The sequence below is a fragment of the Gordonia sp. CPCC 205515 genome, assembly GCF_048537925.1.
Lineage (GTDB): Bacteria > Actinomycetota > Actinomycetes > Mycobacteriales > Mycobacteriaceae > Gordonia.
On the sequence record NZ_JBCLVJ010000007.1, the window covers coordinates 192,928 to 205,692 of the forward strand.

Here is a 12,765-nt window from a genome sequence, read left to right on the forward strand (position 1 = left end):
ATGGACCCGATCGTGCATCGGACAATGCGCAATCCGGTATTCTCCGCTGTGTACGAACGACTTTGGCGCCCCACCTTCACCCGCCTGTTCAGTCTGGGCGGCAGCGGCACCGCCGACGTCGACCGGGCACTGACCGCGTATCTGTCGCGTCCGGGTGAGCGAATGATGCTCGACGTCGCGTGCGGACCGGGCAATTACACCCGACGGTTCGCCGAGGGACTCGACGGCGACGGACGCTGTGTCGGCGTGGACTTCTCGCCGTCGATGCTCGAACGTGCGGTACGCACCAACGCGACCCCACGAGCCGCCTACATCCGCGCCGATGCACACGCACTTCCGTTCGCGGACAACACCTTCGACGAGGTGACGTGTCTGGCTGCGCTCTACCTCATCCCCGATCCGCTGCCGGTGGTCGACGAGTTGCTGCGGGTCACCAAACCCGACGGCGAGGTGTTCATCTTCACCTCCGTGACCTCGCACCTGACCGCGTTGCCCGGTGTGCGGGAGGTGGCCGAACGTTCCGGCTATCACATCTTCGAGCGATCGGAGATCGTCGCTCGACTGCGCGCCGCGGGCGCCGACCACGTCGAGCAGACCATCACCGGTCTCGGACAGTACGTCGTCGCGACCAAGAGCGCCACCACTCAGAACGACCGGTAGTCGCGCACCGACATCCGCGCTCCGTGCCGCTCCGGCCACTCCCCGTACAGTTCGATCATCTTGATCAGTCGATAGCGTTGCCCGGCATAGGGTTCCAACAGTTCGAGCATGCCCGCGTCGTCGACCGGTGCACCGACGAGAGTCTGTCCGACCAGCGACGGGATGTGATAGTCGCCGACCGGTACGGCGTCGGCGTCCCCGAGCGCGCGGGCCCGCGTCTCCGCTTCGGTCCAGCGCCCGACGCCGCGGAGAAGGCGGAGTCGATCGGAGTGACGTTCGACGTCCATCGCGGTCGCGCCGCGGATGGTGCGCATCCGGACCGGTTCGATGCCGCTGCGGTGCCACTCCCACGACGGGATCTGCGTCCAACTCGCCTGCGGCGGCGGCACGCGCATGGTGTCCGGGACCGGCCCGGGTGCGCGTTCTCCGTAGCGCCGCAACAGATATCGCCACGCGCGCCATGCTTCCTTGCCGACGACCTTCTGCTCGAGAATTGCGGGCACCAGGGCCTCCCAGACCCGATCCGTCCGGCCGATCCGCAATGGGCCGGAGCGTTGCAGCAGCCGCTCCACGACCGGGTCGCGGGGCTCGAGTTGCTGCGGATCATCATGGGCGCCCAGGAAATCCGGCATCTGATCCAGCAGCCAGGCCGCGCCCGGACCCCACGCACGTCCGGTGATCGTCGTGCCGTCGGAGGCGATGGTCAACGTGCCCGGGCCGTCGGGCGTGTACACCGCACGCCACACCGACCCGTCGCGTCCGTAGGTGAACGCGGGATCGCCGCTGCCGCGTCGGTGCAGTCCGACCGTCGCACGGATGTTCAGTGGCCCCTGCGGGGTCCACCTACGCACGGATTCCGACATCACCGACCAAAGTCCAAAACAGTTCTTCCCCCGCCTGCACGTTCGTCCGTCGGTTGCAGCAGACGGACGAACGTAGAAGCGGGGGAAGAACTTTCGGGTCGACGCAACGCGCCTTCTACAGGTTGATCATGTGCCCGATCGCGCCGTGGAACGTCTCCTGCAGCGCCTCCGACATGGTCGGGTGGGTGTGCACATTGCGGGCGAGTTCCTTGGCGGTGAGATCCCACTTGTGTGCCAGGGTCATCTCCGGGAGCATCTCGGAAACGTTGTCGCCCACCAGGTGTCCGCCGAGGAGTTCGTCGGTGTCGGCGTTGGTGACGAGCTTGGCGAAGCCTGCGGTCTCGGCCAGGCCCTGTGCCTTGCCGTTCGCGGAGAACGGGAAGGTGGTGGCCTTGACGTTGTAACCCTCATCCTTGGCCTGCGCCTCGGTGAGGCCGAACGACGCGACCTGCGGCTGGCAGAAGGTGGCGCGCGGCATGAACCGGTAGTCGCCGAGCGTCATGGTCTCGGCACCGGCCATCACCTCGGCCGCTACCACGCCCTGCGCCTCGGCGACGTGTGCGAGTTGCAGCTTCATGGTGACGTCGCCGATGGCGTAGATGCCGTCGACGTTGGTGCGCATGAAGTCGTCGATGGCGATGGCGCCGCGGTCGGTGAGTTCGACGCCGGTCTTCTCGAGGCCGAAGCCCTCGACGCGCGGGGCGAAGCCAACGGACATGAGGACCTTGTCGACGGTGATCTCGCCGTCGTTGTCCTTGGCGTCCTTGTAGGTGACGGTGACGTTGTCACCGTTATCGGTGACGGTCTGCACCTTGGTGGAGGTGAGCACCTTCACGCCGAGCTTCTTGTACTGCTTGGCGATCTCCTTGGAGATGTCGGCGTCCTCGTTGGGCAGCACCCGGTCGAGGAACTCGACGATGGTGACGTCGACGCCGTAGTTGGCGAGGACGTAGCCGAACTCCATACCGATGGCGCCGGCACCGACGATGACGATCGACTCGGGCAGCTCACGGGTGAGGATCTGGGTCTCGTAGGTGACGACGTTGTCGGAGAGTTCGACGCCCGGCAGCAGCTTGACGGTGGAGCCGGTGTCGATGATGACGTTGTCGAAGGTGATCTCGCGGTCGCCGACCTTGATGGTCTTGGCGTCGGTGAACACCCCGTACCCGTCGATCTCCGTGATCTTGTTCTTCTTCATCAGGAAGTGGACGCCCTTGACGATCCCGTCCGACACCTTGCGGCTGCGGTCGAATGCCGCGCCGAAGTCGAAGGACACGTCACCGGACATGCCGAAGGTCTTCGCCTGGTGGTTGAAGATGTGGGCGAGCTCGGCGTTGCGCAGCAACGCCTTGGATGGGATACATCCAACGTTCAGACACACACCGCCCCAGTACTTCTCCTCGATGACGGCGGTTTTCATACCCAACTGGGCGGACCGGATCGCGGCCACGTACCCACCTGGACCTGCACCCAATACAACTGTTTGAAAGTGTTCAGCCACGGCGTTCAGCCTACTTCGCCCCACATCGGTGGCGCAGGGTGTCCCGATTACTCGGCAGTAAGATCATCGGCCCCGAACCTAAACTCGGGTCATGACTGCACCGACATTGACCTGCCCGCTGTGCCAGAACACGACCTTCCAGCGCGAACAGGCACGTCAGGATTCCCGTTGGGGATTCACCAGCCACCGGATGACGCTGATGATCTGCCAGCGCTGCCGCTATGTCCTGCACTTTTACGACGCGCATTCGATCTTCGATTTCAACTGATCCCACTCAGTTGAATCACTGATTGAATCAGTGATTGAACTGTGCTTCGATCCTCGGCATGGTCAACGAACCGGTCGCGCCGCCGACCACCGACACCCGCACCGCGTTGCTGTCGGCCGCCGAGCGCCTGTTCCTCGCCGACGGCTACGACAAGGTGTCCGTCCGCGCGATCTGCGCGGCCGCTGACGCCAACGCAGCCGCGGTGCACTATCACTTCGGGTCCAAGACCGACCTGACCGTCGCGCTCCTGCAGGATCGGCTCGGCCCGCTGTGGCGTGATCCACTCGCCACCCTGCAGCCGGGCATCGACCCGATCGACCGCGTCGTCGACGTCGTGCTGCGCCCCCTCGTCGACCTCCATCACGACCCGCTTGGTCACCTTCATCTGCAGTTGCTGTGCCGATTCGTGCTCGCCCACCCGAACGCCGACTGGACCGGCACCTGGTTCCGCCTCGAGCCGTGGGCCGACTTCCTGACGGCCACTGTCCCCGGACTCACTTCTTCGGCTGCGGCCCGACGCTGGTCGCTCGCCTTCGAGCTGATGCTCGTCGGGTTCGGGGGTCCCGAACAACAACCACCCGCTGCCATCACGGCACTCACCGACTTCGTGGTCGCCGGACTCTCGGCGTCCGCTTCCACCAGCCCAACCCCGGAGGAAATCTGATGACCACACCCGATCCGTTCACCCCCGCCCAACTCGGCCCACTCACCCTGCGCAACCGGCTGATCAAATGCGCCACCTTCGAGGGCGCCACCCCCGACGCCCTGGTCACCGACGACCTGATCTCCTTCCACCGCGAGGTCGCCACCGGCGGCGTGGCGATGAGCACGGTCGCCTACTGCGCGGTGTCCCCGGAGGGCCGCACCGACCGGCACCAGATCTATCTGCGCGAGGAGGCGATGCCGGGACTGCGTCAGCTCACCGACGCCATCCACGCCGAAGGCGCGCTCGCCGCCGCCCAGCTCGGACATGCCGGGGCCGTTGCCAATTCGGTCTCGAATCGCAAGAAGGCCCTTGGGCCGTCGCGTATTCCGGCCCCGATGGGGATGTCTCTCACGCACAAGATGAGCAGCGACGACATCACCGATCTCCTCGTGAAGTTCCGGCGCGGTGCCCGCATGGCCGTGGACGCCGGCTTCGACGGTCTCGAAATCCATTGCGGCCACAACTATCTCATCAGCAGCTTCCTGTCACCGGCGTTGAATCATCGCCACGACGGCTACGGCGGCTCACTGGTGAACCGGGCGCGACTGGCCCGCGAGGTCATCGGGGTCGTGCGCGAGGAGGTCGGCGACGAGGCCGCCGTCTGGGCCAAGCTCAACATGTACGACGGCGTCGGGACCCCTGGACCGGGGCACGGCGGACGCCTGACCGGCTTCAACGTCGACGAGGCGTGCGCGGTGGCTCAGCTCCTCGAGTCCGACGGCCATCTCGATGCGATCGAACCCACCGCCGGCAGCTCGCTGCTCAATCCGATGTATCTCTTCCACGGAGATGCTCCGCGCGAGGAGTTCGCCAACGCGTTCCGCGGGTCAATGCGCACCGGCCTCAAGGTCGCCGCCCCGGTGTTCCTCAAGGAGTACGACTATCACCCCGGCTACCTGCTGCCACTCGCCCGGCATCTGCGCGCCGCCGTCCGGATGCCGCTGATCCTGTTGGGCGGCATCACCGATCGCGCATCCATGCAGACCGCGCTCGACGAGGGTTTCGACTTCGTCGCGATGGGTCGCGCGCTGCTGCGTGAACCCGACCTGCCGCTGCGGATTCAGTCCGATCCCACCGTCACCTCGCGCTGCGTGCACTGCAATCTGTGCATGCCGACGATCTACTCGCGCACTCGCTGCCCGATTCGGGATGGTGAGGTGGCGGATCCGCTCGATCACGACTTCGTGAACACTCCGTCCGACTCGTCGTCGGCGTAATACTCGATCGTCATCCGCGGTCCAGTGAAGGTGACCTTGGAGATGGTTCCTTCTTCAGCGTTCTCGTTGCGCATGGTGAAGGTGAAGGTGTTGCCGTCCCAGTGGGTGAGCTCGTGTTTGGTGACACCGTTCGGTCCCATGGCCAGCACGAGTTTGCCGTCGTCGTCGCTGACGGTGGCAGCACCGTACAGCTGATTCTGGTAGGTGCCCTCGTAGGCGGAAAGTGGTTGGGCAGGAGCAGGGTTGGCCGGCGGTTGCTCCCCCACCAGCGAGCCGGACGGTTTGGCCATCGCCGCGTAGGCGTTGCCGTAGAGAGTGCGCCAGTCGTGGCGTACCTCGGAGAACTGGACGAGGTCGGCGAACTCGCCGCACAGCGCGTCGGCCGCACCGACCGGCGACGCGTTGGTCAGCACCACGATGGCGACATCCGCCGAGGGCATCACCAGGAAGTTGGTGCCGGCCCCCATCGAGAAGGCGCCGGCGTGACTGAAGGTGGTGCGTCCGGCCGCGGTCACCGATGTGTTGAATCCGTAGCCGTAGAACCCGGCCCGCGCGTCCGGACTGCTCGCCGGGCTCGAGATGATCTGTGGCGTGGTGGCCTCGGTCAACTCGTCGGTCCCGACGATCTGGGTGCCGTTGTACTTGCCGCCGGCTAAAACCATGGTGAGCCAATGGGTCACGTCGTTCACCGACGATGACACCCCACCCGCGGGCGCCTGAGCGTCGGGATCTCGCTGGGCGGGCGTCTTGACCCACGCGCCGTCGACCTTGACGTGGCCCACCACTCGATCGGTCCGCGTCTCGAAGTCACCGAAGCGTGAGCTGGTGCTGGTCATCCCGAGTGGACCGTAGATCACGTTCTGCGACAACGTCTCCCAATCGGTACCCGCCTTTCGCGCAGCCGACTCGGCCGCTGCGGTGATCCCGAAGTTGGTGTAATTGTAGGTGATTCGGTACGGCTCGAGCGGCATATACCGCAGTCGGGCGAGGACCTGTTCCCGCGAGTACCCCATGTCCTCGAGCTTGTCGCCGGCGTGACCGGGCAGACCCGAACGGTGGGTGTACATGTCGGCGATCGTCACGTGCTGGGTGACCCATGGATCGGCGAGCGCGAACTGCGGCAGATTCGCGGTGACCGGGGTGTCCCAGGCGATCACGTTGTCGGTGACCAGTTTCGCCAGCACCGTCGACCCGATGGACTTCGACATCGACGCCAACGGGAACACCGTGTCGGTGTCCACCTTCCGATCGGTGCCCACCTCGGCGACACCGAAACCCTTCGCGTACACGGTTTTGCCGCCGTGCACCACCGCGACCGCCATGCCGGGGATCTTGGTGTCGTTCATCATCGAGTCGACGAGACCGTCGAGTTTGCCGACAGCGTTCTCGACGGCGTTGTCCGGCAGCGCGGTCGCGACGTCTTCGTTCGGATTGTCCGGCTGTCCCGACTTCTGGGCCGACTCCTCGGCGGGCGTGGCCGCCGACGACGTGGCGCCGGAACTCGTCTCGGTGCCGCTGTCGCAGCCGACGACCAACGCGCCGGTGGCAAGAAGCGACACGGCCACGAGCGCCGCACGACGGGAAGTGATCTGGCGAGAGCGCATCGACGACATCGGCAACACCCTGCTTCCTCGAGGCGTGCCGTGTGGCACGATGACCGACCCCGACCAACTCTATCGGCAACAGCGCTGTTCGGAGGCGGTTTCGCCGGTCGGATCCGCGCTCGCCCGATTGACCGGTGGCGCGGGTGGCACACTGGTCGCGTGGCTGACAACGACGCGAACATCGCCGACGATCCGTACCTCTGGCTGGAGGACGTCACCGGCGATCAGGCCCTGGACTGGGTACGCACCCACAACGACCCGACCGTCGGGGCACTCACCGCGACCGATCGTTTCACCGACCTCGAGGCCGGCGCCCTGGAAGTCCTCGACACCGATGACCGCATCCCGTATGTGCGTCGTCGCGGTGAATATCTGTACAACTTCTGGCGCGATGCCGCCCACCCCAAGGGGCTGTGGCGGCGGACGACACTCGAGTCCTACCGCACCGACGAGCCCGAGTGGGACGTCCTCGTCGACGTCGACGCGCTGGCCGCCGCGGAGGACGAGAACTGGGTGTGGTCCGGCACCACCCTGCTGTATCCGGAGTACCGCCATGCCCTGGTGTCGTTGTCGCGGGGCGGTGCCGACGCCACGGTGCTGCGCGAGTTCGACGTCGAGACCCGCGAGTGGGTGACCGACGGATTCACGTTGCCGGAGAACAAGTCCAGCGTCGGCTGGATCGATCGCGACACCGTTTATGTCGGCACCGATTTCGGTGAGCAGCCCGATGGTTCGAGCGCTCTGACCACCTCGGGTTATCCGCGGATCGCCAAACGCTGGACCCGCGGCACGCCGCTCGAGAGCGCCGTCACGGTGTTCGCCGGAGAGGTCGACGACGTCTCGGCCGGCGCCGGGTACGACAACACCCCCGGCTATGAGCGTCACTTCGCCAGCCGTGCAACCGATTTCTTCAACTCCCTGCGCTACGAGATCCGTGACGACGAACTGATTCGGATCGACGTGCCCACCGACGCGCACTCCGCGGTCTACCGCGACTGGCTGTTCGTGATGCCGCGTTCGGACTGGTCGATCGGCGAAACCACCTATGCGACCGGCGCATTGCTGGTGTTCGACTATGCCGGCTTCCTGGCGGGCGGCCGGGAGGCCACCGCGCTGTTCACCCCGGATGCGCACACCAGCCTGGCCGACTACAGCTTCACGCGCTCGCACCTGATCCTCACCACCCTGCACGACGTCCAGACGCAGATCTCGGTGCACACCCTGGGTACCTGGGAACCGGTCGAGCAGCCCGGATTGCCCACGCTGGCCACGATCTCGGTCCTCGACACCGACCCTGACCAGAGCGACGAGGTGTTCTGGTCGGCCAGCTCATTCACCACTCCTCCGACGTTGCTGCACGGCAACAGTGGCGCCGCCGTCGAGGTCATCAAACAGTCGCCGTCGTTCTTCGAGGGCGACAATGTGGTCACCGAACAACGGTTCGCCACCTCCGACGACGGCACCGCGATCCCGTATTTCGTGGTGCGGCGCAACGACGTCGAGTCCGGCCCCACCCTGCTCTACGGGTACGGTGGCTTCGAGAACGCACTCACTCCCGGCTACGCCGCGATTGCCGGACGCAGCTGGATCAGCCGCGGCGGCATCTACGTGATCGCCAACATCCGCGGCGGCGGCGAGTACGGGCCGTCGTGGCACACCCAGGCACAGAAGGCCGGCCGACACCTCGTCTACGAGGACTTCTCCAGCGTGGCCAGGGCACTCGTCGCCGACGGCCTGACGACACCGGCGCAGCTCGGTGCGCAGGGCGGCTCCAACGGTGGCCTGCTCATGGGTGTCATGCTGACCCGGTACCCGGAATTGTTCGGCGCCTTGGTCTGTCAGGTCCCGCTCATCGACATGCGGCGCTATCACCTGCTGCTGGCGGGAGCATCGTGGATGGCCGAATACGGTGATCCCGACGACCCCGAGCAGTGGGCGTTCATGGAGCCGTTCTCGCCGTACCAGAATCTCGCGGCCGATGTCGACTACCCCGAATTGCTGGTCACCACGTCCACCCGCGACGACCGGGTGCATCCCGGGCACGCCCGGAAACTCGTTGCGCGGCTGGAGGAATTGGGTCACTCCGTGCAGTACTACGAGAACATCGAGGGTGGGCACGGTGGCGCTGCGGACAACAAGCAGGCCGCGTTCATGTCGGCATTGGCCTACGAATTCCTCTGGCGCACTCTGGTTCCGGACCACTTGGCGAGCGGCCAATAGTCGAAGACGTCGTGCGGACTCCATGGCCGTACCCGGCGACTGCGGGTGATCGGATACCATGCCAGTCCGATCAGCAGTGAGGTGAAGTGCCCGACGGCGGTGAAGTTGATGTCGACGACGAGCGGCGCACCGTAGATGATGATGATGCCGGCCAGGTAGATCCACCGCCACGGGTAGGCGATCCGGTAGGTCAGCACGCCGACGATGGCGGCCAGGAAGTAGCTGACGCCGACGTCGAGGGTATTGACCATGTCCGTTTTCGCGACGCCGTCGCGGATGGCCAGCGCGAGAATTCCTTCGCTGACGTAGCTGGCGATCACGTGGGCGGAGAGTCCGACGACCAGCCACCGCCACGAACCCAGCCAGCGTTCTGCCGGGACGTGAAAGATGAGGAACATCAACAGATACGGCAGCCAGAACGCGCCGTCGATCCAGAACAGGCTGGTCACCAACACCTGGATCGGATCGGTGGTCAGGTGGTGGATGTTGGTGGAGCGGGCGCCGAGGAGGCGGTCGAGGTCCTGCGTGCTCAGGTTGCGCTGGATGATCGTGGTGACCAGCAGGACGGCCAGCCAGAGAAAGGTCAGTGGCGCGCTGCGGATCAGGTGCCCCGTCGACAGCGCGCCGGAACGCCACCGGTCGCGTCGCGTCTGCACCGCCATGCCGCGTCCTCTCGCCGATCCGCGGCCAATCCTACTGACAGCCGGCCACCACCGCGTCGGATCAGTGGCGGGCGAACAGCCGCACCAACACCCCGAGCAGGATCACCACCACGCCCACCGCGGCGACGATCATCGCGACATGGTGCAGGTCGCCGACCGCGGCGTTGATCATCAGTTCGGACACCTTGCGGCCGGATTCGTCGGTGCCGTCGACCTCCTGTTTACCGCGGTACGAAAAGTACAGTCCGACCACCCACGCGAAGGCGGCGGCGAGGACGAGTCCGACACCGAGCCAGGCGACGACGGTGCCGCGGCGACGGGCGATGAGCAATGCCAGCAGCCCGGCGACGATCGCGATGGCGAGCGTGGCGAAGGCGAGCGTGGTGATCTGTTGGCCCACCTCGTGATAGCGGCCGGCTTCCAGACCTGACCGGCCCCCACTGTTGATCGGCACCAGGATCGGCCCGTTCACCTGTGCTGCGATGCCGGTCTGCGCGATGACCCGGTTGACCATCGCGGTGATGTCGAGCTGCATGACCGAGGTGTCGCCGCCGGCGGGTGGCGGATCGAACAGCCAGGCATGCTGCTGCGCGAGCACGTCGGCGAAGTCCGCCTCGTACTGCGGGGTGTTCATGTAGGCGCGCGTGGCCGATTCGGCCACCTGCCCGGCGATGGGTACCCCGGTCTGCGTCTCCACGGCCGCAGACACCTCGGCGGCGAGGGAGTCCTTCACCTCGGTGTCGGCGGCCAACTGCGTCGCCAGGGTGGCAAACCCTTCCGGGTCGACGATCCGTTCCTTGGTCCACACCGACGGCACGGCTATCACGATCGCCGCCATGGCGATCAGCGTCAGGAGCCCACTGATGAAAGTTCGCACGCCACGAGGCTACCGGCGACCCCGTGGCGAACGCGAACTTGCTACTCTCCGACCAGATCTCGTGCGCGTCCGACGATGAGTGGATCGGGTGCGCCGACGAGTTCCTCGTTCTTGCCTGCGTAGTCGAACAAGCTCAGGACGTGGCGCATCGCGTTGACGCGAGCGCGCTTCTTGTCGTTGCTCTTCACCACGGTCCACGGCGCGTGATCGGTGTCGGTGGCAGCGAACATCGCGTTCTTGGCGGAGGTGTAGCCGTCCCATTTGTCCAATGACGCAAGGTCCATCGGCGAGAGCTTCCACTGCCGAACCGGGTCGATCTGACGGATCGCGAACCGCGTCCGCTGTTCGAGCGGCGTGACGGAGAACCAGAACTTCACCAGGTTGATGCCGTCGTCGACGAGCATCTTCTCGAACGCGGGCACCTGGCCGATGAATTGGTCGTATTGCTCTGGCGTACAGAAGCCCATCACCCGTTCGACGCCGGCGCGGTTGTACCAGGAACGGTCGAAGAAGACCATCTCGCCGCCCGCCGGCAGGTGCTGGACATAGCGCTGGAAGTACCACTCGGTGGACTCCCGTTCGCTCGGCTTCTCCAGCGCGACGGTCCGCGCACCGCGCGGATTGAGGTGTTCGTTGAACCGCTTGATGGTGCCACCCTTGCCCGCCGCGTCGCGCCCCTCGAACACCAGGAGATGGCGCTGCCCGGTCTGCTTGGACCACTTCTGCAGCTTGAGCAGTTCGATCTGCAGACGACGCTTGGTCACCTCGTACTCACGACGGCTCATCCGCTCTTCGTACGGGTAGTCCTGCCGCCAGGTGTCGACGACGTTGCGTTCCGGCAGCGTGAGCAGGACCGGGTCATCGTCATCGTCGTCGTTGACGGTGAACTGGGTGGTGTTGTGCAGGTCGACTAGATGCTGGAGTGCCTCGCGCCCGTTCAGCTTGCTGAAATCGGGTCCGATTTCCGGGGAGGCCTCGATCGCATGATCGTGTAGCTCGGTCACCCCTCAACGATATGCGTAACGGGCGAACATCGGGTTGCTACGAGGTGAACCGGGTCCTTCGACCCGGTCCATCCCGCTATCGTTCGTCAGTTGTGCAGGTTGATGACGCCCGCAGCCATGCAGGCCTTGCCGGTGGTGCTGTCGTAGGCGGTGGCGAAGCTGCCCTGGCAGTTCGCACCGGACGGACCGGAGACGGCCTGGCCACCCCAGCCGCCGACGGAGATGGTGGTGCCGCCCTGCCGGGCCTGCGCCACTGCGAACGCACCCGGGCCGGTGGTCACCGAGTAGGAGGTGCCCTGCGTGGTGGCGCCGGCGAGCGCGGTGGAGCCGGGCTGCAGATTGCGAGCGGTCGCGTTGCCCCCCTTGTCGGCGACGGCGACCGCGGTACCCGCGCCACTGGAATCCTCGGCGTGGGCCTGGCTACCCGGGCCGGCCTTGGCTCCGCAGCCGCCCGCCGCGGTGGTCTTCTGGATCTGATGGCCGTCGGCGGCCTGGCAGGTGGTGGCCGCATGCGCCGCACCGCCACCGATCGCGATCATCCACGACACCGCCGCGCCACCGGCCAGCAGTGCTGCACTACGAGCCCCAAACTTCTTGATACGCATTGCTTTTGGCCTCCTGAATCGCCACGGCGCGTGGTAGCCCCCACACTGGCGACAAGCGTACCCACCGCACCCGACAATCGGTGCGGCGGGTGGCCGGGACAACTGGCGTGTCGGGATCAGCTCTTGGCGCGTCGCTCCGACTCGGCGGTCAGCCCCTTCTTGGCGGTGTCGACGGCCATCTTCTGGCCGCGCTTGACGAGCATCCCGGGCATCTTGATCTTGAGGTCGACGTCGAGGACGAACTCGATGTGCGCACCGCCGTCGTCGTTCGGTGTCACGGTGTAGACGCCGTGCTGGTGGCTGAGCTGCTTGGCCTCGATCAGATCCCAAGTGCAGGTGTTCTCGGTCCAGCTGTAGTTCAGTGTCTGCTCGTCGGACACGCCGACCGCGTTGACGACGACATGCACCTCGTTCGGGGAGCCGTCCTCGTGGGTGCTGAGGATCTCGGCCTGCTTGTGCGGACCCGACCACTCCGGCAGGGATTCCACGTCCAGCAGGACTTCCATCACGACGGACGGTGGGGCGGCGACATCGAACTCGGTTTTCGCGGAGACAGCCATGGCACAGAACCTACCGTG

13 protein-coding genes are annotated in these 12,765 nt (G+C 65.8%); 5 read left to right on the top strand and 8 right to left on the bottom strand.

Annotated features, from left to right (window positions below):
* On the top strand, positions 1 to 660 hold the full coding sequence (locus AAFP30_RS09990; protein WP_419229744.1) for a class I SAM-dependent methyltransferase: 660 nt from the start codon (positions 1 to 3) through the stop codon (positions 658 to 660).
* Here the strand turns inward: AAFP30_RS09990 and AAFP30_RS09995 are convergent.
* Positions 645 to 1,523 carry a DNA-3-methyladenine glycosylase family protein gene (locus tag AAFP30_RS09995; RefSeq protein WP_419229745.1) on the bottom strand — a complete coding sequence of 293 codons (879 nt, stop codon included), beginning with the start codon at positions 1,521 to 1,523 and terminating at the stop codon, positions 645 to 647. The genes AAFP30_RS09990 and AAFP30_RS09995 overlap by 16 nt on opposite strands.
* 115 nt (positions 1,524 to 1,638) lie before the next feature.
* On the bottom strand, positions 1,639 to 3,024 hold the full coding sequence (gene lpdA, locus AAFP30_RS10000) for a dihydrolipoyl dehydrogenase (RefSeq protein ID WP_419229746.1): 1,386 nt from the start codon (positions 3,022 to 3,024) through the stop codon (positions 1,639 to 1,641).
* A gap of 91 nt (positions 3,025 to 3,115) precedes the next feature.
* Here lpdA and AAFP30_RS10005 point away from each other — a divergent pair, with 91 nt between their 5' ends.
* From AAFP30_RS10005 to AAFP30_RS10015, 3 genes are read left to right on the top strand one after another with little or no spacing between them, the layout of a single operon-like run.
* On the top strand, positions 3,116 to 3,292 hold the full coding sequence (locus AAFP30_RS10005) for a hypothetical protein (RefSeq protein ID WP_419229747.1): 177 nt from the start codon (positions 3,116 to 3,118) through the stop codon (positions 3,290 to 3,292).
* A gap of 58 nt (positions 3,293 to 3,350) precedes the next feature.
* The gene (locus AAFP30_RS10010) at positions 3,351 to 3,956 is read left to right on the top strand and encodes a TetR/AcrR family transcriptional regulator (RefSeq protein WP_419229748.1); all 606 of its coding nucleotides are present in this window, start codon (positions 3,351 to 3,353) and stop codon (positions 3,954 to 3,956) included.
* On the top strand, positions 3,956 to 5,215 hold the full coding sequence (locus tag AAFP30_RS10015; protein WP_419229749.1) for an NADH:flavin oxidoreductase: 1,260 nt from the start codon (positions 3,956 to 3,958) through the stop codon (positions 5,213 to 5,215). Before AAFP30_RS10010 ends, AAFP30_RS10015 begins: the two co-directional genes overlap by 1 nt.
* Here the strand turns inward: AAFP30_RS10015 and AAFP30_RS10020 are convergent.
* A complete protein-coding gene (locus AAFP30_RS10020; RefSeq protein WP_419229750.1) occupies positions 5,173 to 6,828 on the bottom strand; it encodes a serine hydrolase in 1,656 nt (551 codons plus the stop codon). The genes AAFP30_RS10015 and AAFP30_RS10020 overlap by 43 nt on opposite strands.
* A gap of 150 nt (positions 6,829 to 6,978) precedes the next feature.
* Between AAFP30_RS10020 and AAFP30_RS10025 the strand changes: the two genes are divergently transcribed.
* On the top strand, positions 6,979 to 9,039 hold the full coding sequence (locus AAFP30_RS10025; protein WP_419229751.1) for a prolyl oligopeptidase family serine peptidase: 2,061 nt from the start codon (positions 6,979 to 6,981) through the stop codon (positions 9,037 to 9,039).
* Here AAFP30_RS10025 and AAFP30_RS10030 read toward each other — a convergent pair.
* From AAFP30_RS10030 to AAFP30_RS10050, 5 genes are all read right to left on the bottom strand, one after another.
* Positions 8,985 to 9,701, bottom strand: a complete 717-nt coding sequence (locus tag AAFP30_RS10030; RefSeq protein WP_419229752.1) for a rhomboid-like protein — start codon at positions 9,699 to 9,701, stop codon at positions 8,985 to 8,987. The genes AAFP30_RS10025 and AAFP30_RS10030 overlap by 55 nt on opposite strands.
* A 61-nt stretch (positions 9,702 to 9,762) precedes the next feature.
* On the bottom strand, positions 9,763 to 10,578 hold the full coding sequence (locus AAFP30_RS10035; protein ID WP_419229753.1) for a hypothetical protein: 816 nt from the start codon (positions 10,576 to 10,578) through the stop codon (positions 9,763 to 9,765).
* Between the two features lie 41 nt (positions 10,579 to 10,619).
* Positions 10,620 to 11,582 (bottom strand): polyphosphate kinase 2, encoded by a 963-nt coding sequence (gene ppk2, locus AAFP30_RS10040; RefSeq protein ID WP_419229754.1) that lies wholly within the window; start codon positions 11,580 to 11,582, stop codon positions 10,620 to 10,622.
* A gap of 86 nt (positions 11,583 to 11,668) precedes the next feature.
* Complete coding sequence (locus AAFP30_RS10045) at positions 11,669 to 12,187, bottom strand: DUF6764 family protein (RefSeq protein WP_419229755.1); 519 nt, start codon at positions 12,185 to 12,187, stop codon at positions 11,669 to 11,671.
* Between the two features lie 116 nt (positions 12,188 to 12,303).
* Complete coding sequence (locus AAFP30_RS10050; RefSeq protein WP_419229756.1) at positions 12,304 to 12,747, bottom strand: SRPBCC family protein; 444 nt, start codon at positions 12,745 to 12,747, stop codon at positions 12,304 to 12,306.
* Between the last annotated feature and the right edge of the window lie 18 nt (positions 12,748 to 12,765).

Excerpts from the sequence above, each read along its gene's own strand:
- AAFP30_RS09990 (WP_419229744.1), top strand. The coding sequence starts at position 1 with ATGGACCCGATCGTGCATCGGACAATGCGCAATCCGGTATTCTCCGCT.
- AAFP30_RS09995 (WP_419229745.1), bottom strand. The coding sequence starts at position 1,523 with ATGTCGGAATCCGTGCGTAGGTGGACCCCGCAGGGGCCACTGAACATC.
- AAFP30_RS10005 (WP_419229747.1), top strand. The coding sequence starts at position 3,116 with ATGACTGCACCGACATTGACCTGCCCGCTGTGCCAGAACACGACCTTC.
- AAFP30_RS10010 (WP_419229748.1), top strand. The coding sequence starts at position 3,351 with ATGGTCAACGAACCGGTCGCGCCGCCGACCACCGACACCCGCACCGCG.
- AAFP30_RS10015 (WP_419229749.1), top strand. The coding sequence starts at position 3,956 with ATGACCACACCCGATCCGTTCACCCCCGCCCAACTCGGCCCACTCACC.
- AAFP30_RS10020 (WP_419229750.1), bottom strand. The coding sequence starts at position 6,828 with ATGTCGTCGATGCGCTCTCGCCAGATCACTTCCCGTCGTGCGGCGCTC.
- AAFP30_RS10030 (WP_419229752.1), bottom strand. The coding sequence starts at position 9,701 with ATGGCGGTGCAGACGCGACGCGACCGGTGGCGTTCCGGCGCGCTGTCG.
- AAFP30_RS10045 (WP_419229755.1), bottom strand. The coding sequence starts at position 12,187 with ATGCGTATCAAGAAGTTTGGGGCTCGTAGTGCAGCACTGCTGGCCGGT.
- AAFP30_RS10050 (WP_419229756.1), bottom strand. The coding sequence starts at position 12,747 with ATGGCTGTCTCCGCGAAAACCGAGTTCGATGTCGCCGCCCCACCGTCC.